General features: G+C 61.4%; 20 protein-coding genes and 2 pseudogenes. 12 read left to right on the top strand and 10 right to left on the bottom strand.

The features are described from left to right. The 3 genes and pseudogenes from KBT70_RS10600 to KBT70_RS10590 form a co-directional block, all read right to left on the bottom strand. Nucleotides 1-122 (bottom strand): annotated as a pseudogene (locus tag KBT70_RS10600) (hypothetical protein); the annotation flags it as partial. Between the two features lie 59 nt (nucleotides 123-181). Further along, a complete protein-coding gene (gene sucC, locus KBT70_RS10595; RefSeq protein ID WP_296632590.1) occupies nucleotides 182-1,375 on the bottom strand; it encodes an ADP-forming succinate--CoA ligase subunit beta in 1,194 nt (397 codons plus the stop codon). 34 nt (nucleotides 1,376-1,409) lie between these two features. Continuing rightward, nucleotides 1,410-1,949 (bottom strand): hydrolase, encoded by a 540-nt coding sequence (locus tag KBT70_RS10590; protein ID WP_296632586.1) that lies wholly within the window; start codon nucleotides 1,947-1,949, stop codon nucleotides 1,410-1,412. A 482-nt stretch (nucleotides 1,950-2,431) separates the two neighbouring features. Here KBT70_RS10590 and KBT70_RS10585 point away from each other — a divergent pair, with 482 nt between their 5' ends. The 8 genes from KBT70_RS10585 to KBT70_RS10550 all read left to right on the top strand — a co-directional run bounded on the left by KBT70_RS10585 (nucleotide 2,432) and on the right by KBT70_RS10550 (nucleotide 11,571). Beyond that, nucleotides 2,432-3,136, top strand: coding sequence for a GntR family transcriptional regulator (locus KBT70_RS10585; RefSeq protein WP_296632582.1), 705 nt, complete (start codon nucleotides 2,432-2,434; stop codon nucleotides 3,134-3,136). Nucleotides 3,137-3,198: 62 nt separating this feature from the next. Continuing rightward, nucleotides 3,199-4,971: an oxalyl-CoA decarboxylase gene (gene oxc, locus KBT70_RS10580; protein WP_296632577.1), complete on the top strand. Its 1,773-nt coding sequence runs from the start codon at nucleotides 3,199-3,201 to the stop codon at nucleotides 4,969-4,971. A 61-nt stretch (nucleotides 4,972-5,032) separates the two neighbouring features. Continuing rightward, entirely contained in the window at nucleotides 5,033-6,304 is a 1,272-nt protein-coding gene (gene frc, locus KBT70_RS10575) for a formyl-CoA transferase (RefSeq protein ID WP_296632573.1), read from the top strand. Between the two features lie 57 nt (nucleotides 6,305-6,361). Beyond that, complete coding sequence (locus KBT70_RS10570) at nucleotides 6,362-7,279, top strand: methionyl-tRNA formyltransferase (RefSeq protein WP_296632566.1); 918 nt, start codon at nucleotides 6,362-6,364, stop codon at nucleotides 7,277-7,279. Between the two features lie 215 nt (nucleotides 7,280-7,494). Continuing rightward, nucleotides 7,495-8,358 carry a universal stress protein gene (locus KBT70_RS10565; protein WP_296632561.1) on the top strand — a complete coding sequence of 288 codons (864 nt, stop codon included), beginning with the start codon at nucleotides 7,495-7,497 and terminating at the stop codon, nucleotides 8,356-8,358. 168 nt (nucleotides 8,359-8,526) lie between these two features. Then, on the top strand, nucleotides 8,527-9,483 hold the full coding sequence (locus KBT70_RS10560; RefSeq protein WP_296632556.1) for a tripartite tricarboxylate transporter substrate-binding protein: 957 nt from the start codon (nucleotides 8,527-8,529) through the stop codon (nucleotides 9,481-9,483). Nucleotides 9,484-9,517: 34 nt separating this feature from the next. Next, complete coding sequence (locus KBT70_RS10555; RefSeq protein WP_296632551.1) at nucleotides 9,518-10,021, top strand: tripartite tricarboxylate transporter TctB family protein; 504 nt, start codon at nucleotides 9,518-9,520, stop codon at nucleotides 10,019-10,021. Nucleotides 10,022-10,059: 38 nt separating this feature from the next. Continuing rightward, entirely contained in the window at nucleotides 10,060-11,571 is a 1,512-nt protein-coding gene (locus KBT70_RS10550) for a tripartite tricarboxylate transporter permease (RefSeq protein ID WP_296632547.1), read from the top strand. A 45-nt stretch (nucleotides 11,572-11,616) separates the two neighbouring features. Here the strand turns inward: KBT70_RS10550 and KBT70_RS10545 are convergent, their stop codons facing one another. Next, nucleotides 11,617-13,023, bottom strand: a complete 1,407-nt coding sequence (locus tag KBT70_RS10545) for an XRE family transcriptional regulator (RefSeq protein WP_296632542.1) — start codon at nucleotides 13,021-13,023, stop codon at nucleotides 11,617-11,619. 141 nt (nucleotides 13,024-13,164) lie between these two features. Here KBT70_RS10545 and KBT70_RS10540 point away from each other — a divergent pair, with 141 nt between their 5' ends. Further along, complete coding sequence (locus tag KBT70_RS10540) at nucleotides 13,165-14,217, top strand: hypothetical protein (RefSeq protein ID WP_296632540.1); 1,053 nt, start codon at nucleotides 13,165-13,167, stop codon at nucleotides 14,215-14,217. A 23-nt stretch (nucleotides 14,218-14,240) separates the two neighbouring features. Here KBT70_RS10540 and KBT70_RS10535 read toward each other — a convergent pair whose 3' ends face one another. Both KBT70_RS10535 and KBT70_RS10530 read right to left on the bottom strand, forming a co-directional pair. Then, nucleotides 14,241-15,203, bottom strand: coding sequence for an acetyl-CoA carboxylase carboxyltransferase subunit alpha (locus KBT70_RS10535; protein WP_296632535.1), 963 nt, complete (start codon nucleotides 15,201-15,203; stop codon nucleotides 14,241-14,243). Between the two features lie 71 nt (nucleotides 15,204-15,274). Further along, nucleotides 15,275-15,871 (bottom strand): LysE family translocator, encoded by a 597-nt coding sequence (locus tag KBT70_RS10530; protein WP_296632532.1) that lies wholly within the window; start codon nucleotides 15,869-15,871, stop codon nucleotides 15,275-15,277. Between the two features lie 81 nt (nucleotides 15,872-15,952). On the opposite strand from KBT70_RS10530, the gene KBT70_RS10525 reads away from it, so the two are divergent. Then, complete coding sequence (locus KBT70_RS10525) at nucleotides 15,953-16,396, top strand: Lrp/AsnC family transcriptional regulator (RefSeq protein WP_296632530.1); 444 nt, start codon at nucleotides 15,953-15,955, stop codon at nucleotides 16,394-16,396. 82 nt (nucleotides 16,397-16,478) lie between these two features. On the opposite strand, the gene KBT70_RS10520 is transcribed toward KBT70_RS10525, so the two are convergent. The 4 genes from KBT70_RS10520 to KBT70_RS10505 all read right to left on the bottom strand — a co-directional run bounded on the left by KBT70_RS10520 (nucleotide 16,479) and on the right by KBT70_RS10505 (nucleotide 20,609). Next, a complete protein-coding gene (locus tag KBT70_RS10520; RefSeq protein ID WP_296632527.1) occupies nucleotides 16,479-17,102 on the bottom strand; it encodes a LysM domain-containing protein in 624 nt (207 codons plus the stop codon). Between the two features lie 369 nt (nucleotides 17,103-17,471). Further along, a complete protein-coding gene (locus tag KBT70_RS10515; protein ID WP_296632524.1) occupies nucleotides 17,472-18,746 on the bottom strand; it encodes a folylpolyglutamate synthase/dihydrofolate synthase family protein in 1,275 nt (424 codons plus the stop codon). Then, on the bottom strand, nucleotides 18,743-19,660 hold the full coding sequence (gene accD / locus KBT70_RS10510) for an acetyl-CoA carboxylase, carboxyltransferase subunit beta (RefSeq protein WP_296632522.1): 918 nt from the start codon (nucleotides 19,658-19,660) through the stop codon (nucleotides 18,743-18,745). The genes KBT70_RS10515 and accD overlap by 4 nt, the downstream gene beginning before the upstream one ends. Before the next feature lie 61 nt (nucleotides 19,661-19,721). Then, nucleotides 19,722-20,609: a CPBP family intramembrane glutamic endopeptidase gene (locus KBT70_RS10505; protein WP_296632519.1), complete on the bottom strand. Its 888-nt coding sequence runs from the start codon at nucleotides 20,607-20,609 to the stop codon at nucleotides 19,722-19,724. Between the two features lie 97 nt (nucleotides 20,610-20,706). Between KBT70_RS10505 and ilvD the strand changes: the two genes are divergently transcribed. Continuing rightward, on the top strand, nucleotides 20,707-22,464 hold the full coding sequence (gene ilvD / locus KBT70_RS10500; RefSeq protein WP_296632516.1) for a dihydroxy-acid dehydratase: 1,758 nt from the start codon (nucleotides 20,707-20,709) through the stop codon (nucleotides 22,462-22,464). Between the two features lie 34 nt (nucleotides 22,465-22,498). Beyond that, nucleotides 22,499-22,717, top strand: a pseudogene (locus tag KBT70_RS10495) (hypothetical protein); the annotation flags it as partial.

Genomic DNA, 22,717 nt, shown 5'->3' with positions numbered 1-22,717 from the left:
GGGGTGACGCCGCCGACCATCTGGGTGCCATAAGCGATGGCCTGTTCGGAGTGAAATGTGCCCTGCGAGCCGGTGAGGCCCTGACAGATCACCTTGGTATGTTTGTCGACGAGGACTGCCATTTTGGCGTTCTCCTGTAATGAATTCGCGGGGAAGGTGGGTTGGTACCCACCCTACGGGATCAGCCCTTGACGGCTTTCACAATCTTCTGCGCGCCGTCCTTGAGGTCGTCGGCGGCGATGACGTCGAGGCCGGAGGTGTTGATGATCTCCTTGCCCTTCTCGACATTGGTGCCTTCGAGACGAACGACGAGCGGCACCTTGAGGCCGACCTCCTTGACCGCCGCCACCACGCCCTCGGCGATCACATCGCAGCGCATGATGCCGCCAAAGATATTGACGAGGATGCCTTTGACCTGCGGATCAGAGGTGATGATCTTGAACGCCTCCGTCACTTTCTCGCGCGTCGCCCCGCCGCCCACATCAAGGAAATTGGCAGGCTCGGCACCATAAAGCTTGATGATGTCCATCGTCGCCATCGCGAGGCCAGCGCCATTGACCATGCAGCCAATCTCGCCATCCAGAGCGATATAGTTGAGGTCGTATTTCGACGCCTCAAGCTCCTTGGGGTCTTCTTCCGAGGTATCGCGCAGCTCTGCGATATCGGCATGGCGGTATATGGCGTTGCCGTCAAAGCCGAGCTTGGCATCGAGCACCATGAGGTTGCCATCGGTGGTCACGATCAGCGGGTTGATCTCGAGCATCTCCATGTCTTTTTCTACGAAGGCACGGTAGAGAAGGCCCATCAGCGACACGCATTGCTTCACTTGTCCGCCGGTCAAGCCAAGCGCAAAGGCAATGCGCCGCCCGTGATAGGGCATGTAACCGGTGGCGGGATCGACGGCGAAGCTGAGGATCTTCTCGGGCGTTTCGGCGGCGACCTCTTCAATGTCCATGCCGCCTTCGGTCGAGCAGACAAAGCTGATACGGCTGGTTTGTCGGTCAATCAGCAGGGCGAGATAAAGCTCGCGCGCAATGCTGGAGCCGTTTTCGATATAGATGCGGTTGACCTGCTTGCCTTCGGGGCCGGTCTGATGCGTGACGAGCGTGCGGCCGAGCATACGCTTGGCCTCTTCTGCCGCCTCATTCACCGATTTGGCAATGCGCACGCCGCCTTTTTCTCCGGCACCCGCCTCCTTGAACTTGCCCTTGCCACGTCCTCCGGCGTGGATCTGGGCCTTGACCACCCAAACGGGGCCATCGAGCGCGCCTGCGGCGGTCTTGGCTTCTTCGCCGCGCAAAACGACGCGGCCTTCGCTGACCGGCGCGCCGTAACTGCGCAGCAGGGCCTTTGCCTGATATTCATGGATGTTCACGCTCTTCCTCCCTTGAGTGCAACGACCGGGGCCGTCATTTGATCAGTGGCAACAGTTTCTTGAAGGCCGGGGTTCCGGCCCGGCCCAACCACTCGAACACAACCATTTCTGTGGTGGCGATACCTGCACCTGCCGCGCTGAGGCGGGCAATGCAGGCCTGTTCGCTCTCGAGCGTGCGCGAGGCTGTGGCGTCGGACACGACAAAGACCTCGTAGCCTTCTTCGATCAGGCTGGCGGCGGTTTGGAGCACGCAGACATGCGCCTCCATCCCTGCAAGCACGGCCTGCTTGCGCCCCAAGGCGCGGAAATGCGCCGCGAAATCGGCATCTTCCATGCAGGAGAAGTGCATCTTGCTAAGCACGACCGTGTCCGGCCCTGGTTTCAGGTCGGGCACGGTTTTACCCAAACCCGTCGGGTATTGCTCGGTCATCATCACCGGCACCCCCATTTCCTGCGCGCAGGCCATCAGGGTGCGGGCATTGCGAATCGTGCGGGCGGGGGCCTGCATGGCGGGGACGAGCCGCTCTTGCATGTCGATGATCACGAGCGCGCTATCGGCGGCACGGATGAGCATGTCTGTCCCCCTGATGTCATCCACAAAAGTGGTGTTCATTCTTGTGGTATTCCAAATACCACAGTTGATTTTACCCAGCAACCCGGCAATTTTCAGCCATGATCCGCACGTTTCAAGGCGATAGGCCGGACGCGCAGAGTTAGGGCATCCGAGCATGAAGGAATGCTGCATTGCGACATTCGCGCGGCGATTCGGCGCGATGGAGAGTTGTGCAAGAATGACTGAATGGTCTTTAAAAATACATTTTAAACAATGGGATAGTGGCTATTTGACCAACACGGGCTGCGCTCCGCCCTCGCTCATCCTGCGCGTCTGAATTGTGCTTGATTAACAAGGCTTTTGTGGGGTCCTGATGGGGGTCATGCTGCACCTGCGGCGACGAATTTTGAAAAAACGATTTGCCCGGCCTGATATGCTGGTCTATGGTATACCACAGAAATGAGCATGGCCGCCGCAGGGCGCGGGCGCATTGGAGGGATGACATGAAGCTACGCCCGATCGCGTCGAAATTCACGCTCAAGGATCATGTCTACGACCGTTTGCGCGAGGCAATCCTCGAGATGGACATTTATGACCAGAATGCCGATCTGCGGCTGGACGAGCGGTCGCTTGCTGAGCAACTGAACATTTCGCGCACGCCGCTTCGCGATGCGATTGCGCGCCTCGAAGCGGATGGGCTGGTGACGGTGGTGCCGCGCAAAGGGGTCTATGTGCAGCGCAAGAGCCTCGAAGAGATTCTCGAGATGATCGTGGCTTGGGCTGCGCTCGAGAGTATGGCGGCGCGGCTTGCGGTCGATAACGCGAGCGATAGCGAGATCGCGACCCTGCGCAAGATTGCTTCGAAGTATAACGACGAGTTGTCGGCGACACGGATCGCCGAGTATTCCGACGACAACCTCAAGTTCCACATGCATATCCTAGAGATTTCGCATTGTGGCCTGCTCAAGACCATGGCGGAGGGGCTGTTCTTGCATATTCAGGCCGTCCGTCTGCGGTCGATGTGGGAGGGGGACCGCGTCAAGCGGTCGGTTGTCGATCACGCTGAAATCATCGAGGCGTTGGAGCGCCGCGATGCAGATGAGGCTGCCGAACGGGTGCGGGACCACACGATGCAACTGCATCAGCATATCCGCAAAACCTGGGGCAGGCTGGAATTGACCCGAAACGCTGCGGCGAACACGGGCTGAACATCATCCTCAGACCCGGCAGCATAGGCGGGGTGAGACAGATTTGAAACGGGAGGGAAACCATGGCAGTCGCCAGCGCACACGCAGCACACAGCACGGCACCTGAGGGGGATATCGACAATCTCACCGACGGCTTTCACCTGCTGATTGATGCCCTGAAGCTCAACGGGATCACGACAATCTATAACGTCCCCGGTATCCCCATCACCGATCTGGGCCGCTATGCGCAGGCGCAGGGGATGCGGGTGATTTCCTTTCGCCACGAACAGCACGCAGGCTATGCGGCGTCGGTCGCGGGCTTTCTGACCAAGATGCCGGGCGTCTGCATGACCGTCTCGGCCCCCGGTTTCATGAATGGTCTAACCGCCTTGGCCAATGCGACTACGAATTGCTGGCCGATGATCCTGATCTCCGGCTCTTCCGAGCGGGAAATCGTCGACTTGGCGCAGGGCGACTACGAGGAAATGGACCAATTGGCCATGGCGCGGCCGTTCTGCAAGGCTGCCTACCGTCTGACCTATGCGCAGGATATTGGCATTGCTGTGGCCCGTGCCATCCGTTCGGCGATTTCGGGGCGGCCCGGTGGTGTCTACCTTGATATTCCGGGCGCAATGCTGGGGCAGGTGATGGATGCGGCTGAGGGCGCGCGGTCGCTGGTCAAGGTGATCGAGCCCGCTCAGCGGCAAATTCCGGCGCAATCGGCAATTGATCGCGCCATTGAGGTGATGAAAACAGCAAAACGTCCGCTGATCGTGCTGGGCAAGGGCGCGGCCTATGACCAATGCGATGACCTGATCCGTGAACTGGTCGAGAAATCCGGCTATCCGTTCCTGCCGATGTCGATGGCCAAAGGGCTCTTGCCCGACACGCATCCGCAATGTGCCGCCGCCGCGCGGTCGATGGTGCTCAAGGACTCGGACGTGGTCATCATGATGGGCGCGCGGATCAACTGGCTCTTGAGCCATGGCAAGGGCAAGCAATGGGGCGAGCCGGGGGCCAAACGCTTTGTCCAGATGGATATCGAGGCCGAGGAGATGGATTCGAACGTCGAGATCGCGGCACCCATCGTGGGCGACGTCGGATCGTGCTGTGAGGCGCTGCTCAAGGCCATGGACGGGGCCGGGATCGCCCCGCCGAAAGAGTGGCTGGATGCGGTCAACTCCAAGGCCACGGCCAATATGGAAAAGATGGATGCACGGCTGCGCAACAACAACGATCCGATGGATTATCACGGCGCGCTCGGTGTCATCAAGGATGCGATCAACGATCATCCCGATACGATCCTCGTGAACGAGGGGGCCAACACGCTCGATATGTGCCGCTCGATCGTCAACATCCACAAGCCGCGTCACCGGATCGACGTCGGCACCTGGGGTGTGATGGGGATCGGCATGGGCTCGGCCATCGCAGCGGCCATCGAGACCGGCAAGCGGGTGCTGGCGGTCGAGGGTGACAGCGCATTCGGGTTCTGCGGCATGGAGATCGAGACGGTCTGCCGCTACAACCTGCCGATTTGCACCGTGGTGTTCAACAACGACGGCATCTATCGCGGCGATGGTGAGAACTGGGGCGGCGGTGACGATCCCGCCACCACGGTTTTTGTCAAAGGCTCGCGCTATGACATGATGATCGAGGCCTTTGGCGGCGTGGGCGTCATCGCCCGCTCGCCGGATGAACTGCGCAAGGCGGTTTATGAAGCGCTCGAGAGCGGCAAACCGACGTTGATCAACGCGATCATTGACCCGGCAGCGGGCAAGGAAAGCGGAAATATCGGCAACCTCAATCCGCAATCGGTGGTGGCGCAACGCCTCTACCCGCAGGCGCGCAAAGACTGAACACAGAACGAAACTGGGGCGTGGGCAACCAGCCCACGCAGCTCAGAAGATGGAGAACCCTATGAAAGCTCTTGAAGGCGTCAAGATCCTCGACTTCACCCATGTGCAATCCGGCCCGACCTGTACGCAACTCTTGGCGTGGTTTGGCGCGGATGTGATCAAGGTGGAGCGTCCCGGTGTCGGTGACGCAACGCGCAAGCAACTGGTGGACGTGCCCGGCGCGGACAGCCTCTATTTCACCATGCTCAACCACAACAAGCGCTCGATCGAGCTCAACCCCAAGAACGAAGCAGGCAAGGAAGTGCTGACGCGCCTTGTCGAGACTTGCGACGTGCTGGTTGAGAACTTCGCGCCGGGTGCTCTTGACCGTATGGGCTTTAGCTGGGAGCGGATTCAGGAAATCAATCCGCGGATCATCATGGCCTCGGTCAAGGGGTTCGGCCCCGGCAAATACGAAGATTGCAAGGTCTATGAGAACGTCGCGCAATGCGCGGGTGGCGCGGCCTCGACCACTGGCTTTCTTGACGGTCCGCCGCTCGTGACGGGCGCGCAGATTGGCGACAGCGGCACGGGTCTGCATCTGGCATTGGGCATCGTGACCGCGCTCTATCAGCGCGAGCGTTCGGGCCGTGGGCAAAAGGTGCTGGCACCGATGCAGGACGGGGTGATCAACCTCTGCCGCGTCAAGCTGCGCGATCAGCAGCGTTTGCAGGTGGGACCGCTGACCGAATACTCGCAATATGGCGCGGGGATTCCATTTGGCGATGCCACGCCACGCGCGGGCAACGATTCGGGTGGCGGTCAGCCGGGCCGCATTCTCAAGTGCAAGGGCTGGGAAACCGACCCCAACGCCTACACCTATTTCATCACACAGGCCGCGGTCTGGGAAAAGGTCTGCGACGTGATCGGAGAGCCGGATTGGAAAACCGCCCCCGGCTATGCCACCCCGGCCGAGCGGCTGGACAAGCTCGATGCAATCTTTGCGCGGATCGAAGAGTGGACCATGACCAAGACCAAGTTCGAGGTCATGGACATCTGCAACCCGCATGACATTCCCGTGGGTCCGATCCTGTCCACCAAGGAAATCATGGAGGATGAGGGCCTGCGCAAGACCGGCACCATCGTCGAGGTCGATCACCCGACACGGGGCCGCTACACCAGTGTTGGTTGTCCGATCAAGCTGAGCGACAGCCCGGTCGAGGTCACGCGTTCGCCGCTTCTTGGGGAACATACCGAAGAGATCCTGCGCGACGTGCTGGGCTATGGCGGAGAGGACCTGGCCCGCATCATGGAGTCCGGTGCGGTCGGGAGTGCCAAACAAGCTGCCGAATAATGAATGGGTGACGGCAAGGCCGGCGCAGACCGGCCACCCGCACAACGGGAGGAGAGAATGCGACTAATAGTGATGGGGCAACAGGCCTTTGGCAAAGATGTGCTGGCCAAGTTGCTCGACACCGGGACAGACGAAGTTGTCGCGGTCTATTGCGAACCTGATCGGGATGGCAAACCTGTCGACCCGATCAAGGAACTCGCGCTGGAAAAGGGCCTGCCGGTCCACCAGCCTGCCAATTTCGATGATCCCGCCTCGCTCGAGGTGTTGGCGGGGCATAAGGCTGATCTGATGGTGATGGCCTTCGTCAATGTCTTCGTGCCCGAGGCGGCGCGCGACACGCCGACCCATGGCTCGATCTGCTTTCACCCGTCCCTGTTGCCGCTGCATCGTGGTCCCTCTGCGGTCAATTGGCCGATCATCATGGGGTCCACAAAATCGGGCTATTCGTGGTTCTACCCGTCAGATGGGTTGGACGAGGGCGACAGCCTGCTGCAGTGGGAATGCGAGATTGGCCCCGACGACACGGTGATCGACCTCTATTTCAAGAAGATCTATCCGCATGCGGTGGATAGCGTGCTGACGGTCTGTGATCTCTTCCGCAAGGGCAATCCGCCGCGCATCGTGCCCAACGAGGACGAGGCCACCTACGAGCGCCGCTGCACCCGCACCCACGCGCGCATCGAATGGCACCGCCCGGTGAAGCAGGTCTACGACCTCATCCGCGGGACCAACCCCGCGCCGGGGGCCTGGACCACGCTGAACGGGGCCGAGGTCGATGTCTATGACTGCGCGCTTGTGCCGGGGGATGGCATATCGGGGCGCGTGCGTGAAGTGTCCGATGCAGGCGTCGCGGTGCAATGCGTGGGCGGGCGTATCCTGATCAAGCGGGTGCGTCCGGCCGGGGGGGCCAAGATGCCCGCCGCTGAATGGGCCGCATCGGTCGGGCTTGCGCCGGGGGCCACACTGGGAAGCTGATTTCGAAACCAAGCAATGGGAGCGCATCATGGCTGACTTGGACTTATCCCACGCCACCACAGTAGGGCAGAGGCAGATCGCTGATAGCCCGAGAGGCGTAGGTCTGTCATGCTGAGCCGCAGCGTCCCCCTGACCGCGCCGGTTCCGGGCGATCTGCCTCAGGCGCGGTTCCCATCCATCAACGCCGCAGGCGTTCCCAAAGAGTTCTATTGATCATGGGCAAGAGCACACTTCACACCATCATGATGCCGGTTCGCGAAGACGGGCGGGGGCCGATCCTGTTCGCCCATGCCGCAGCCCTCGCCAAGCGCTATGACGCCCATGTGCGGGTGGTCCATTGTCACCCCAAGGCCGAAGACATGATGCCCTACGGCGTTGTGATCCCTGCGTTCCTGCGCAAGCAGTTGGAAGAGGCCAGCCAAAAGCGGGCGGATTACGAGCAAGGCTACATGCGCGACAAGTTTCTCGAAGATGCCAAGCGGCACGGCATCAGTGTCGAGCCGCGCGCCATCGGCAAACCCACGGCGGCGTTTCGCGAGTACGAGGGCAAGCAGGTCGAGGTCGTGCGTCATTACGGGCGTCTGGCGGATCTTATCTGCGTGGCCAAGCCCAGCCAGGAAGAGAACCTTGGGTACAACACGTTGAAATCGGCGCTGTTTACTTCGGGCCGCCCGGTTCTGGTGTGCCCGGATACCGAGCAGGTGGCCCCCGACATCGGGAGCCATGTCGCGATTGGCTGGAATGGCTCGCTCGAGGCGTCGCGCGCGGTGGCAATGGCCATGCCGCTGATCGAGGGTGCGGATCAGGTGACGATTCTGACCGCAGGGCGAATCGAACACACCGCCACGCCCGAGGAATTCCGCCATTACCTCGCGCAGCGCGGGATCACATCGCAGATTAACGCTTTTGAGCGCACCGGGAACATTGGCCGGACGCTCTTGGAGAAATGCACGGAAGTGGGGGCAAACATGCTGATCATGGGCGCCTATCACGAGAGTTATGAACGGGAGTCGCTCTTGGGCGGCAATTCCGCGACGATTGTCGCGGAGGCTAAAATTCCCGTCGTCATGGTGCATTGAGGCTGCGAGCACGAGGGACGGAAAACTTGTGGACAGAAAAGGGAGGACGACCGCAAACTGAAATTCGGTTCGGATAAGCCCACAGAAAAATGACCGAGGAGGGTCAAGGGCCTGTCAGAACCTCTAACGCATCTGGCCATATTCAAGGGCCATCAACGGGAGGAAGACATGAATATTCTGAAGACGTTAGCAATTGGCATCGCCGCGCTCGGGCTCTCGGCCCCTGCGGCAATGGCCGAATGGCAGCCGCGCAAGCCCATCGACTTTGTCATCATGGCGGGTCCGGGTGGCGGCGCAGACCAGATCGCCCGCTTTATTCAATCGGTGGCCGAGAAGAAGGACATGACAAGCCGTCCTCTCATCCCCAACAACAAGGGCGGTGGGTCCGGTGCAGAGGCGCTGATCTGGCTCAATTCCACGAACGATCCCGATCACACCATTCTGGTGACGCTCAACTCGTTCTTCTCGACGCCGATCCGTCAGCCCGATCTGAATATCGACATTCAGACCTTTACCCCGATTGCGATGATGGGTGTCGACCCCTTCGCTCTCTGGGTGCACAAGGACAGCGGCATCGAGACCTTCGAGCAGTGGGTTGACGCGGTCAAGGCGGCGGATGGTGAATATACCACCGGCGGCACCGGCACGGGGCAGGAAGACAGCATCGTGTTTGCCTATGTGAACAACGCGTTTGACCTCAAGTCGAAGTACATCCCCTTCGACGGCGGTGGTGCGGTTGCCGCGGCTCTGGCTGGCAAGCAGATCATGGCCACTGTGAACAACCCCGCTGAGGCGCGTGGCTTCTTCCAGTCCGGCGATGTGCGTCCGCTTCTGGTCTTCTCGGACGAGCAGATGAGCGCCTATCCGGGCATTCCGACGCTCAAGGAAAAGGGCCACGATTTCAGCTACTACAACCAGCGGGCCGTTGTCGGCGCGCCGGGCATGTCGGATGAGGCCGCAGCCTATTACCAGAAGCTCTTCGAGGACATCTTCAACTCTGAAGAATGGCAGGGCTATCTGGAGGCTGAGTCCCTCTCGCCGCTGTGGATGAATCCTGAAGAACAGCGTGCCTACTGGCAGTTGCAGGTCGAGAACCACACCAAGCTGCTGTCTGGCATGAAGTGATCTGAACCGAAACCGATAACAAGGAGGGCTGGCCATGCGGGTTGGCGAAATAGTGACGGCGGGCGTGCTGGCCCTCCTCTCCATCTATCTGATGTACAAGGCATCGGCGAACGGGATCGGCTTTGTGGCCGGGACCGGACCGCAGGGCGGCTTCTGGCCATTCTGGCTCTCGCTGGGCATGCTGATCTCTACCGGATTTATCGCTCTGAACTGGGTGCGGGGCACGTCTCCGCAATCCCAGTCGGATGAACCGGTGGTCGACTCTTACGGGCTCAAGACAATCCTGCTCGTAGGGGGCGGTATCATTGGCTTTGTTGCGCTGATCGACATCGTGTCGATGTACGGCGCGGTTGCGATCTTCATGATCTACTACCTCAAGGTTCTTGGCCGCCATGGCTGGTTCCTCACCGGCATGATGGTCGTGGTATTCCCGCTCGGGCTGTTCTTCTTCTTCGAAGGGCTGATGCAAATCTCGATGCCAACAGGCATGGGATTCACCGAGCCGGTGTTCAATGTCCTCTACGAAATCATCTACTGAGCCGGTCACGGCCTAGCTGACAAAGGGCGACCCAACCCATGGAAATTCTATCTCTACTTGGCGACGGCATACTTGTCGCAGTACAACCTCTTAACCTATTGCTCATCTTTGTTGGCGTGACTCTCGGGCTCTTTATCGGCGCAATGCCGGGTCTGGGCTCGGTGAATGGTGTGGCAATTCTCTTGCCGATCACCTTTCTTGTCCCGCCGGGATCAGCGATCATCTTCTTGGCGGCCATTTACTATGGTGCCATGTATGGGGGGGCGATTTCGTCGATTACCTTGGGTATTCCCGGGGCTTCGACGGCGGTCGCCACCACCTTTGACGGGCGACCTCTGGCTCTTCAGGGCAAGGCACGTCTTGCCCTTGTGGCGGCGGCGATTGCCTCGTTCGTCGGCGGCACGGTGTCGGTTGTGCTCTTCACCGGCTTTGCCCCGCTTCTGGCGACTGTAGCCCTCAGCTTTGGCCCGCCGGAAATCTTCGCGCTGATGCTGCTGGCCTTTGCCACATTCGTGGGCTTGGGCGGTGACGACATCCCCAAGACAGTGTTTTCGATCTGCTTTGGTCTCGTGCTGGCCACGGTCGGGTTCGACCAGATTTCCGGTGCACCGCGCTTGATCCTGCTCGACATGAACGGCTTTCTCGGGGGCATCAGCTTTCTCGTTCTGGCCATCGGTGTCTATGGCATCGGCGAGATGATCTGGACGATTGAATCGACCCGAGGCGAAGTGACCAATACCGAAGCAAAGATTACGGCAAAGGGCATTATCGAGGACACCGGCACGACCTTCAAACGGGGTTGGAAGGGCATGTCCATCGGCTCATTCCTTGGCTTCTTTGTCGGCGTGCTGCCGGCGGCGGGTGCTACTCCGGCCTCGCTGATGTCCTATGGCGTGACCAAGATGCTCTCGAAACGCCCGGACGAATTCGGCAAGGGCCATGTCGGTGGCGTGGCGGCCCCAGAATCGGCGAACAACTCGGCCTCGACCGGGTCCATGTTGCCGATGCTGACCTTGGGTATTCCCGGCTCGCCCACCACCGCCATTCTGCTCGGTGGTATGGTGATCTGGGGACTGACTCCCGGTCCGCGCCTCTTTGTGGAACAGTCGGATTTCGTCTGGGGTCTGATCGGGTCGTTCTACGTGTCCAACCTGTTTGCCCTGATCGTGAACCTTGCCTTCATCCCGCTCTTTATCTGGATGCTGCGTATGCCCTTCACGGTGCTGGCACCGCTGATCTTTGTGCTCTCGGTGGTCGGTGGCTATGCGGCGATGCAGGATATGTTCGACATCTGGTTGCTGCTGATCTTCGGCTTTGGCGCGTTCTTCCTGCGCAAGTTCGACTATCCCGTGGCACCTGCGGTTCTGGCCATCGTGCTGGGTCCGATTGCCGAACCGACGCTGCGCCAATCGCTGCTTTTGTCCTCGGGCGATCCGTCGATCTTCTTCAACCGCCCGATTTCGGCGCCGATCATGATCGTGGCGATCATCCTTATCTTGATGCCTGCGTTCAAATACTTGCGCCCGCGCCGGGCCAAGCCTGCGGAATAAAGGCCTATCGAGCAAAATGGAAAGGGGGGCCAATCGGCCCCCCTTTCAGCTTTCGTACCGGGTACTGCCGCGCCGGTTCTCGTCAATTGGCAATTCCATCAACAAGGGCTGATGCGCCCGCTGCGAACAGGCCTGACGCGGGCATAGGTTGCAGTTGAGGCCAATGGGCGCATAAAGCTTGGGATCGTCGAAATTGTAGCTCGAGGCATAGCGCAGGCGGTGCGCATATTTCGCCTCGCAACCCAAGGCGAGCGTCAGGCGGCGGTCCTGCGTTTCCTCGCTGAAAACCGGGCGATGCACGGTGCGGCTGACGGTGAAATAGCGCGCACCATCTGGCATTTCGACGAACTGCGGCATCATCACGCCAGGCTGGTAAAACGCCGTGTGAATGTTCCACACCGGGCAAGAGCCGCCATATTCCGCAAGGTGAAACGAGGTGGAATTGAAGCGTTTGGTGACATTCCCTGCCTTGTCGATCCGCAAGAAAAAGAACGGCACACCGCGCGCGCCCTCGCGTTGCAAGGTGGTCAGGCGCTGACAGACCTGTTCGAACGAGGTGCTGAACACCGCGGCAACGCGGTCAATGTCATAGGCGGCCAACTCTGCCTCGCGCAAGAAGGCGTCATAGGGCATGAGAAAGGCCGCGGCAAAGTAATTGGCCAGTTCCACCCTGAGCCGCGCCAGAGCATGCTGCGAGCCAAGCCCGCTGCGATCCACGATGCCCGACAGCACGTTTGGATAGGCGACAAGACACAGCACATGGGCCAGTTGAAAGGCGCGATTGGACGTGTCGAGAGCCTGCGACAGATGCACGACCCCTGTGGCTTCGTCATAGTAGCGCAGGGCATCGCCCATCTCTCCGATCCGGCGGATGCGTACGCTGATGCCATGCCGCGTCCGTAACCGTTCGCGCAGGTCGAAATAGCGGTCCTCGGGCGATGTAAACTCTCCCTCGCGCGCGCTTTCGGCGGCGCGCTCCAGCTCCGGGAAATGGTTTTCATGGTCTCGAAAGAAATTGTGGATCACCGTCTCGGGCGAGCTGCGCAAGAGTTCGTCGGCGGCGTTCTCTCCGGCGAGGCTCAGGATCTTTTCCAGCGCAGTGCGATAGGCTCCGTGCAATTCGAGAAAAAGATCGACCAGCCGGGGGGCATGATCGACCGCGCCGCGCAATTCCTGCAGATCCGGGCGGTCCGCCGCAAACACCGGATCGCGCACGGCATGGCGCAGGTCGGCCACCCGGCGCGCGGTCTCGTCCCGCGTCAGATCACGCCAATCGACCGCATAGGCATCTGCGATGGACATCAGCATCTGAACCGACAGGCTACGCTGGTTGTTTTCCAGCAGGTTGATATAGGACGGGCTGACGTCCAGCTTGCGGGCCATGTCGGCCTGGGTTTGCCCCCGCTCGCGCCGCAACTGGCGCAGCCGAGGGCCAATGAGGGTCTTGGCCATAGGAAACCTTACAACATTACAGATTTTTGCGTTGTAATGTTTACCATACACACATTGACATTAATTTCGTAGTGAAATCGGTGGGCTCCTATATAGTTGAAAATACCGATACACGCGCAAGATTCTATCGAAAGGACTGTCATGGCATATCGCATCGTAATCCTCGGGGCCTCTTATGGTTCCCTTCTTGGCACCAAGCTTTTGATGGCCGGGCAGGATGTGACGCTTGTCTGCCGTCAGTCCACGGCTGATCTCATCAATGCCGAGGGCACGGATGTGCGCATCAAGCTGCGCGATGAGGCAGAGCATCGTTCCTTCCGCTCGCATGATTTGCCGGGCACGCTCAACGCTCTTGCGCCCGAGGATGTGAACCCCGCCGATTACGATATGGTGGCGCTCGCCATGTCCGAGCCGCAGTATTGCGCCGACAATATCGTCGATCTCTTGGGCCGCATCGCGGCGGCGGGCACGCCGTGCCTGTCGATCATGAACATGCCGCCGCTGCCCTATCTGCGCCGGGTGCCGGGCCTTGATACTTCGAAACTCGAGGCGGCTTACACCTGCCCGCGGGCTTGGGCAGCGTTCAAGCCTGGCACAGTCACGCTCTGCAGTCCCGATCCGCAGGCCTATCGCGTGGCCGAGGATGGGGCGAATACGCTGCATGTCGGCCTGCCCACCAATTTCAAGGCGGCGATTTTCGAGGATGAGGCGCACAACCGCGTTCTGCGCGATCTCGAGGCCGCGATTGACGCGGTGACGGTCGAGGGCAAGGACGTGCCGGTCAAGCTGCGCGTCTTTGACTCGATCTATGTGCCCTTTGCCAAATGGAGCATGCTGCTCACGGGCAATTACCGTTGTGTCCTGCCCGAGGGTGCGCGCCCGATCAAAGAGGCGGTGCATGGCGATGTGGCGCTGTCGGAAAAGATTTACAGCACCGTCGATGAGGTCGTGCGCCGTCTGGGTGCAGAGGCCGACGATGCCGTGCCCTTTGCCAAATATGCCAGTGCCGCCAATGGCTTGCTCAAGCCGTCTTCGGCTGCGCGCGCGATTGAAGGCGGGGCGGATCGGATCGAGCGGGTCGATATGCTGGTGAAACTCATCGCCGACCAGCAGGGCATCGAGTCGACCGAATTCTCCGGCATTGTCGATACGGTCAATGCACGCCTCAAGGCCAATCGCCGGGACGCCGCTTGACGTGAGAAATCAGCGCTCGCGGTTCAGGCCGCGAGCCCTTTGGTTCCCATACGCAGGAATTTCTCGCGCCGGTCCTTGATAAGGGCGGCGCGATCCTTTTTGGCCAACTCGCTGAGCATCGCCTCGATCGTCTTGCCCACGGCGGCGATGGTGCTGGCCGGATCGCGATGCGCCCCGCCCATGGGTTCGTCGATCACGCGGTCCGCGACACCAAGTCGGGTCAGATCCTGCGCTGTCAGGCGCAGCGCCTCGGCGGCTTCGCGCATCTTTTCGGAATCCTTCCACAGGATCGAGGCGCAGCCTTCGGGAGAAATCACTGAATAAACAGAATGTTCCAGCATCGCGACACGGTTGGCAGAGGCAAAGGCCACGGCCCCGCCGGAGCCACCTTCGCCGATGATGACCGAGACCAGCGGCACGCCGATAGCGAGACAGGTTTCGGTCGCGCGGGCAATCGCCTCGCTCTGACCGCGTTCTTCGGCACCTTTTCCGGGGTAGGCACCGGGGGTGTCCACCAGCGTGATCACCGGCAGGCCAAAGCGGTCGGCCATCTGCATCAGGCGCACGGCCTTGCGATAGCCCTCGGGGCGGGCCATGCCGAAATTCCGTGCGATGCGGCTCTTGGTGTCGTTGCCTTTTTCGTGGCCGATGACCATCACCGGACGGTCCTTGAGCCGGGCGAGCCCGCCCATCACGGCGTGATCCTCGCCAAAGGCGCGGTCGCCGGCGAGGGGGGTGTAATCGGAAAACAGCACCTCGATATAATCGCGGCAATGCGGGCGGTCGGGGTGACGCGCCACCTGACATTTTCTCCATGGAGTCAAGGTCTTGTAGAGATCGCGCAGCATATCGGCAGCCTTGGCATCGAGGGCGGCGGCCTCGGCTTCGACGTTCATTTCGGCGTTGCCGCGGGCAATCGCACGCAGTTCCTCGGCCTTGCCTTCAATCTCGGCCAGCGGCTTTTCAAAGTCGAGGTAGTTGGTCATTGCGCTCAGGTCTCCACGGTTGCCGTGGCGTTATATGGCTGCAAGAGCGATGATTTGCAATCACAACCGGGTCAGGCGGGCAAGAGGACCGGGATCAGGGTTGCAATCAGAAGGGCGGCCATGAGCCAGTTGAAGATGCGGAGGCGGGTTTGGTTCTTGAGGAGGCGGCGGAGTTGTTGGCCGAGCAGGGTCCAGCTTGTGGTGCTGATGGAGGAAACCACAACATATACGCCTGCGACCCAGAGCACCGAAGCCAGATCGCGGCCTGTGGCGTAGAGGGTGATGGCCGAAAGCGCCATGCTCCACGCCTTGGGATTGACCCATTGAAACGCCGCAGACTGTAGGAAAGTCAATGGCTTACCAGACGCTTCTGCGTCGCGGGGCGGGGCGGCGTTGGCGATTTTCCACGCAAGATAAACGAGATAGGCGACAGAGCCGATCTTGAGCAGGGTGTAGCTGAGGGGCCATAGATCGAAGACCTGCATCACGCCAAGGCCTACGCAGGCCACCATTAGCGGAAAACCCAATCCGATCCCCAACATATGGGGAATCGAGCGGGAAAAACCGAAATTTGTCCCCGAAGCCATGAGCATGAGGTTGTTTGGCCCCGGAGTCATGACCGTGACGAAGGCAAAAGTGACGAGGGCGGTGAGCAAATCGAGTGTCATGCTGCAATCTTATGCGAACAACTTTGCGATGAAATTGCGTTCTATTGTGAAAGTTGCATTTCAGTGCAATATAATTGACTCATGGACAAGATTGGCGAGCGAATATTGCAAGAGTTAACCCGCGATGGCCGGATCAGCAATCTGGAGCTGGCGGAGAAGGTGGGGCTGTCGCCGTCGGCCTGTCTGCGGCGGGTGCAGGATCTGGAGCGGCGGGGCGTCATTGCGGGCTACCGCGCGGTGCTGGATCGCGGCGCGCTTGGGATCGGGTTTCTGGCCTATGTCACGGTCGGGTTGAACAGCCATACCAAGGCAAGTCAGGTGGCGTTCGAGCAGGCGATGAGCCGGGCGCCCGAGGTGGTGGAATGTCACAACATCACCGGCGCGGTGGAATATATCCTGCGGGTCGAAGTGGCGGATCTGGTGGCCTACAAACGGTTTCACACCGATGTTCTGGGCACGCTGCCGCAGGTCAATGCGATCACATCTTATGTGGTGATGGGGTCGCCCAAGGATGGGCGCGGTTGAGAATGGCCCCATAAAATGAAAGGGGGCCGTTGGTTCGGCCCCTCGATCATTCCTGCCATCGTAACTGGAAAACCCCGTAAAGTCAGGGGGTTGGAAGGTTGAGCACCTGACCTACGCGCAGGCGGTCGGTGGGCTGCATCGTGTCTGCATTGGCGGCGAGAATATCAGCCTGCCGCGCGAAATCGCCGTAAAAGCGATAGGCGATAGAGGCGAGGCTGTCGCCGGTAGCGACGGTATAGGAGTTCGGCACGCGGGGGCGCGCGGGCTGCGACAAGGCGCTGAGGAGAAGCGCGGTATCAACCCGGCCTTCGGCGGTCACAAGGCCCTGGGGCACCTCGACCTTGCCCTTTTTCGCGGCGTCATTCACGAGCGCGTCGATATAGCCCTCGGACTGGCCCTGCTGCAACGCGCCAAGCACCATGGATTCAAGCGCGGGACCAACCGGCATGGCCGCCGGTATTTGGGGCGCTGTGGGGAGGGCGGGTGCGGGCAGGGCGGGTTGTGCGGCCAAGGCCGCGCTGTTTACCAATGGGTCGGACGCGGGCGCGGTTGGATTGAGCGCCGAAAGGTCGGGTGCCGTGCGGGTGACGTCGCTGTCACTGAGGGGCGGCAGGTCTGCCACAGGGCGTGGTTTTCCGGGTTGGATGAGGATCAACGCCAAGGTGATGGCGACGAAACCCGCCGCGATCAGTGTTGCACGCAACATTGTAGAACCTCATAACAATCAATGCTTTGGAAAAATAATATCGGGTTCGACGCGTGACAAGCGACGCGCACGGCTTGGCCTGTGTCGTGGTCTGGCACGGCTCTTCCCCCGGTTGGTCCCAATTGGCGATGATCGAAACCGGCGGGCACCTGAGCCGAATTTCGTTGGCTATATTTAGTCTTGTTTTCACGAATTCGTCAATATGGAGTGATTCGGAAAGCCTCGGAAAGCCCTCAAAATGCGGCGAAACGTGCTGATTTCCCACACTCATCGCTGAGCATGGCGCGACCTTACAATCTGTAAGGTCCTTACATGGATTTTGTAAGCTTTTCGCGTGTGTTTGGCGCGCGCGCCAATCCGCCAGATCGCCTAGCCGTTCTCGCGCAGGATCCCCCCGGCGAGATAGAGCGAACCGCAGATCAAGATCCGAGCCTCGGGGCAGGTTTGGGCGATGGCGGTGACAGCGGCGAGTGCGCTCTCGGCGGTGGTGGCGGATAGACCCGCCGCGCGGGCGGCTTGGGCTGTTACCTCGGCGGGCAGGGTGTTCGCCTCGCCGGGGATCGAGAGGGCGGTGAGTGCCTCGGCATGGGCGGCCAGCGGTGTGAGATAGCCCGCGATGTCCTTGGTGTTCAGCATGCCGCAGACGAGATAGGTCGGGCGCGCGGGCAGGGTGGCCAGATGCCGGGCAAGCGCCTCGCCTGCCGCGGGGTTGTGGCCGCCATCGAGCCAAACCTCGGCTTTGGGCGCTGCCTCAATGAGCGGGCCGGTTTGCAAGCGTTGCATGCGCGCGGGCCAGAAGGCGCGGGTCACGGCGGCCTCGCAGGCGGCCTCGCCCATTTGGAGGTGGCGCAGGGCGGTGAGGGCGGCACCTGCGTTTTCGATCTGATGCGCGCCGGGCAGGTTGGGCAGGGGCAAATCCAAGAGGCCGGTTTCATCCTGATAGATCAGGCGGCCACGTTCCTCGGTGACGTGCCAGTGTTGACCTTGGGCCAAGAGCGGCGCGCCGTGGCGGGCGGCGATGGCTTCGATTACCTCCAAAGCCTCGTCCGGTTGCGGGCCGACGACGCAGGGCACGCGGCGCTTGATGATCCCGGCCTTTTCAGTGGCAATCTTGGCCAGCGTGTCGCCGAGATATTGTTCGTGGTCGATGGAAATGGGCGTGATGATGGTGAGCGCCGGTTGGTCGATCACATTGGTGGCATCGAGCCGCCCGCCAAGACCCACTTCGAGCAGGGTGTAGTCGGCGGGCGTGCGGGCCATGGCCAGAAGCGCGGCGCAGGTGGTGATCTCGAAATAGGTGATCGGATCGCTGCCATTGGCGGCGTAACACTCATCCAGAATGGCGGTCAGGTGCTCTTCGGTGATGAGCGCCCCGGCAAGGCGGATGCGTTCGTGAAAGCGCGCGAGATGCGGTGAGGTATAGGCGTGGACGGTCTTGCCCGCCGCCTCGAGCCCGGCGCGGATCATCGCCTGCGTGCTGCCCTTGCCATTGGTGCCCGCGATATGGATCACCGGGGGCAGGTCATTTTGCGGATTGCCCAAGGCCGCCAGCAAACGCCAGACGCGATCGAGCGTGAGGTCGATGATCTTGGGGTGCAGCGCCATCATCCGGGCAAGGATGACGTCGGATGTGGGGGCGGTCATTTCTGCGCTGCGTCCTGCGGTTTGGCGTCAGGTGCTGGCGCGGGCAGGTCGCCCTTGATCGCAGGGGGCAGGCCCATGAGCATGCGGGTGATGGTGATCAGTTCGTCGCGCATCTGGGTGCGCGGCGTCACGCGGTCGAGCATGCCGTGATCCAGCAGGTATTCGGCGCGCTGGAACCCTTCGGGCAGTTTTTCGCGGATGGTCTGTTCGATGACGCGCGGCCCGGCAAAGCAGATGAGCGCGCCCGGTTCGGCAATCTGGACATCCCCCAGCATGGCATAAGAGGCCGTCACACCGCCGGTGGTGGGATGGGTCAGCACGACGATATAGGGCAAGTTCGCCTCTTTGAGCATCTGCACCGCGACGGTGGTGCGGGGCATTTGCATGAGGCTGAGAATCCCCTCTTGCATGCGCGCGCCGCCTGCGGCGGAGAAGAGGATGAGGGGGCGCTTGAGTTTTACGGCTGTTTGGGCCGCCGCGATGATGGCATTGCCCACATACATGCCCATGGAGCCTGCCATGAAGCTGAAATCCTGCGCTGCGGCGACAATCGGTGTGCGGCCCATCTCGCCGGTGGCGACCAGCATCGCCTCTTTCTCGCCGGTGGCCTTTTGGGCGGCGCGCAGGCGGTCGGGGTATTTCTTTTGGTCGCGAAAATGCAGGGGATCGGGGGTGGGGGCGGGGACGTCCACCTCGGAGAAGATGCCGCCGTCAAAGAGGGCTGTAAAGCGGGCGCGCGGGGTTATGCCCATGTGGTGCCCGCAATTGGTGCAGACGTTGAGATTGTCCGAGAGTTCGCGGTGGAACAGCATGGTGCCGCACTCGTCGCATTTGGTCCAGAGGTTCTCGGGGATTTCGCGGCGCGAGAAGATCGAGTTGATCCGGGGGCGCACGTAGTTGGTGATCCAGTTCATCGGGTCCGGTCTCTCTGGTGGCGTTGCGCCATGACATAAGCGGGGCGCGGGTGAAATGCAATCAGCGGCGCAAGCTGAGGCGGATGGCGAGCCAGCCGCAGATGAGGATCAAGAGATCGAGCGGCATCATCGCCCAGAGGGCCTCGGCATTGTCCACGGTGAAGGGATAGGCGTAGAGCGCCAGCCCGTCGAATTGCCCGCGCGGGGCGGCGATCATGATGGCGCTGAAATTGTTGATAAAATGCAGCGCGGTGGCGGGACCGAGCGTGCCTGCGCGGGCGGTGAGGTCTGCGGCGGCGAGGCCAAAGGTGGCGGCCCAGGCCACCACGATCCAGGCGTTGGCACCAAAGCTCACGGGATCGTAATGCAGCACGGCAAAGCTGAGGGAGGGCAGAACCATCCATACAAGAGGCGATGCAAAGCGCGCGGCAAGCTGGCTCTGGAGATAGCCGCGAAACACCAATTCCTCGGCAAAGACCTGAAGAAAGAGGCCGGTGAGGGCGAGCGGCAAGAGCATCAGCCAATGCGCCGGGGTGAGGTTGGCAACCGGGTCCATCCCCTCGGGCATGGGCAGAAAGAGGAGCGCGCCGTAGAGGAGCAGCATGACCCCCATGGCGCGGGCGAATTGGCGCAAGGCAAGGGCGCGGGGGCCGATGATGCTCCAGAGGCCACGGCGGTGGACGACGCGCAGGGTGAGGCCAAGGGCCACGATCAGGAGGCCGAACACAAATAGGTTGATGAGCACGCCCTGCGGGTTCGAGGCGGTTTCGATTCCCGGCGAGATTTGCGCCCAAGCCTCGGGTCCGAAGAGGCGCGGCAGCAGCGCGGCATAGCCAAAGCTCAGCGCCACGAAGACCGGCACGCCAAGCGCGATGCCCGCCACAAGGCGCACGGGATGGGCCGTGGCGCGGGCAGGGCCAACGAGGATTTCATGGGCGTCATATCTCATGCGCGCAAGCTATAGGCAGGGCGGAGGGGTTGCAATCGGCTTGCCCCCGCCGCGCCTCTGGCCTAGACCGATTTCAGCAAATTTCGGGAGGCCCCTCATGACCAAGTTCGACAAAGCCAAACTGCCCAGCCGCCATGTGACCGAAGGACCGGAGCGCGCGCCGCATCGGTCCTATTACTATGCCATGGGCATGACCGAGACAGAGATCCATCAGCCCCTCGTGGGCGTGGCGACCTGCTGGAACGAGGCGGCCCCCTGCAACATTTCGCTTAACCGTCAGGCGCAGGCCGTCAAGGGCGGCGTGAAAGAGGCACATGGCAGCCCGCGTGAGTTCACCACGATCACGGTGACGGACGGGATTGCGATGGGGCATGAGGGGATGCGGTCGAGCCTCGCGAGCCGGGAGGCGATTGCGGATACGGTCGAATTGACGATGCGCGGGCATTGCTATGACGCGCTGGTGGGTCTTGCGGGCTGTGACAAATCCCTGCCGGGGATGATGATGGCGATGGTGCGTTTGAATGTGCCGTCGGTGTTCATCTATGGCGGGTCGATCCTGCCGGGCAAGGCGCCGCAGGTCGAGGAAATTCCGGCGGATTTCCGCAGCCGTGACCTGACCGTGCAGGATATGTTCGAAGCCGTGGGGCGGCATCAGAACCATGAGATGTCCGACAAGGCGCTGGATATGCTGGAGCGGGTGGCCTGTCCGTCGGCGGGGGCCTGTGGTGGGCAGTTTACCGCCAACACCATGGCCTGCGTGTCCGAGGCGATCGGTCTGGCGCTGATGAATTCCTCGGGGATGCCCGCGCCCTATGAGAGCCGCGATCAATATGCCGAGGCGTCGGGGCGGGCGGTGATGCATCTCTTGGAGCGCAACATCCGGGCGCGCGATGTGGTGACGCTCAAGAGCTTGCAGAATGCGGCGCGGGTTGTGGCCTGCACCGGCGGCAGCACCAATGCCGGTCTGCACCTGCCTGCGATTGCGCATGAGGCGGGGATTGATTTCTTTCTTGAGGATGTCTGTGACATCTTCCGCGATACGCCCTATTTCGTCGATCTGAAGCCGGGTGGGGCCTATGTGGCCAAAGACCTCTATGACGCGGGCGGGATTCCGGTGGTGATGAAGGAATTGCGCAAGGCGGGGCTGATCCATGAGGATTGCATGACCGCGAGCGGGCGCAGCATCGGCGAGGAACTGGACCTGATCGAGCGCGAGGCCGATGGCAAGGTGATCTATCCGATTGAAACGCCGATCACCAAGACGGGGGGCGTTGTTGGCCTCAAGGGCAATCTGGCCCCGACTGGCGCGATTGTGAAGGTCGCGGGTATCGCGCCCGAGCATCAGGTCTTTACCGGCCCGGCGCGGGTGTTTGAGTGCGAAGAGGATGCGTTCGAGGCGGTCAAGGCGCGCAATTACAAGGAGGGCGAGGTGATCGTCATCCGCAACGAGGGTCCGGCAGGCGGCCCCGGCATGCGCGAGATGCTGTCGACCACGGCGGCGCTGAGCGGTCAGGGCATGGGCAAGAAGGTGGCGCTCATTACCGATGGCCGTTTCTCGGGGGCGACGCGCGGGTTCTGTGTGGGTCATGTTGGCCCCGAGGCGGCGCATGGTGGGCCGATTGCCCTGATCGCCACGGGCGACATGATCACGATTGACGCGATCAAGGGGGAACTGTCGGTCGACCTGAGCGACGAGGAACTGGCCAAGCGCAAGGCCGCATGGGCCGGTCCGCGCGAGACCATTTATGCCAGCGGCGCGCTGTGGAAATATGCGCAATTGGTGGGCGAGACCTACAAGGGCGCTGTCACCCATCCTGGCGCGGCGTTCGAGCGGCATGTTTATATGGACCTCTGAGCGGGGTAGGGTCCGGGCGCTGGGCGTCCGGACCTTGCTCGGGCTGGGGATGATGGCCCTTGCGGGCTGTCTCGCCGTGCCTGCGGGCAAGCCGCAGGCGATGGCGGCGGTGGCGTTTCACGAAGGTGCGGTGGTGGTCACGGGACCGCGTGGCTATTGCGTGGACGCGGCCAGTGTGCGGCGCGGGGCGTCGGGCAGTTTTGCCCTGTTGGCCAGTTGTGCGAGCCTTGGTCAGACGGGGGGCGTTTATGCC

The sequence above is a fragment of the Roseovarius sp. genome (assembly GCF_018066915.1).
Lineage (GTDB): Bacteria > Pseudomonadota > Alphaproteobacteria > Rhodobacterales > Rhodobacteraceae > Roseovarius.
The sequence above is the reverse complement of the archived record's forward strand: the minus strand, read 5'-3'. Positions and strand labels throughout refer to the sequence as shown.

Coding starts and splice junctions, on each gene's coding strand:
- KBT70_RS10520 (WP_296632527.1), bottom strand. CDS start 17,102: ATGTTGCGTGCAACACTGATCGCGGCGGGTTTCGTCGCCATCACCTTG.
- KBT70_RS10535 (WP_296632535.1), bottom strand. CDS start 15,203: ATGACCAACTACCTCGACTTTGAAAAGCCGCTGGCCGAGATTGAAGGC.
- KBT70_RS10565 (WP_296632561.1), top strand. CDS start 7,495: ATGGGCAAGAGCACACTTCACACCATCATGATGCCGGTTCGCGAAGAC.
- accD (WP_296632522.1), bottom strand. CDS start 19,660: ATGAACTGGATCACCAACTACGTGCGCCCCCGGATCAACTCGATCTTC.
- KBT70_RS10550 (WP_296632547.1), top strand. CDS start 10,060: ATGGAAATTCTATCTCTACTTGGCGACGGCATACTTGTCGCAGTACAA.
- KBT70_RS10530 (WP_296632532.1), bottom strand. CDS start 15,871: ATGACACTCGATTTGCTCACCGCCCTCGTCACTTTTGCCTTCGTCACG.
- KBT70_RS10570 (WP_296632566.1), top strand. CDS start 6,362: ATGCGACTAATAGTGATGGGGCAACAGGCCTTTGGCAAAGATGTGCTG.
- KBT70_RS10585 (WP_296632582.1), top strand. CDS start 2,432: ATGAAGCTACGCCCGATCGCGTCGAAATTCACGCTCAAGGATCATGTC.
- oxc (WP_296632577.1), top strand. CDS start 3,199: ATGGCAGTCGCCAGCGCACACGCAGCACACAGCACGGCACCTGAGGGG.
- KBT70_RS10505 (WP_296632519.1), bottom strand. CDS start 20,609: ATGAGATATGACGCCCATGAAATCCTCGTTGGCCCTGCCCGCGCCACG.
- KBT70_RS10545 (WP_296632542.1), bottom strand. CDS start 13,023: ATGGCCAAGACCCTCATTGGCCCTCGGCTGCGCCAGTTGCGGCGCGAG.
- KBT70_RS10515 (WP_296632524.1), bottom strand. CDS start 18,746: ATGACCGCCCCCACATCCGACGTCATCCTTGCCCGGATGATGGCGCTG.
- KBT70_RS10590 (WP_296632586.1), bottom strand. CDS start 1,949: ATGCTCATCCGTGCCGCCGATAGCGCGCTCGTGATCATCGACATGCAA.
- frc (WP_296632573.1), top strand. CDS start 5,033: ATGAAAGCTCTTGAAGGCGTCAAGATCCTCGACTTCACCCATGTGCAA.
- KBT70_RS10525 (WP_296632530.1), top strand. CDS start 15,953: ATGGACAAGATTGGCGAGCGAATATTGCAAGAGTTAACCCGCGATGGC.
- KBT70_RS10560 (WP_296632556.1), top strand. CDS start 8,527: ATGAATATTCTGAAGACGTTAGCAATTGGCATCGCCGCGCTCGGGCTC.
- ilvD (WP_296632516.1), top strand. CDS start 20,707: ATGACCAAGTTCGACAAAGCCAAACTGCCCAGCCGCCATGTGACCGAA.
- KBT70_RS10555 (WP_296632551.1), top strand. CDS start 9,518: ATGCGGGTTGGCGAAATAGTGACGGCGGGCGTGCTGGCCCTCCTCTCC.
- KBT70_RS10540 (WP_296632540.1), top strand. CDS start 13,165: ATGGCATATCGCATCGTAATCCTCGGGGCCTCTTATGGTTCCCTTCTT.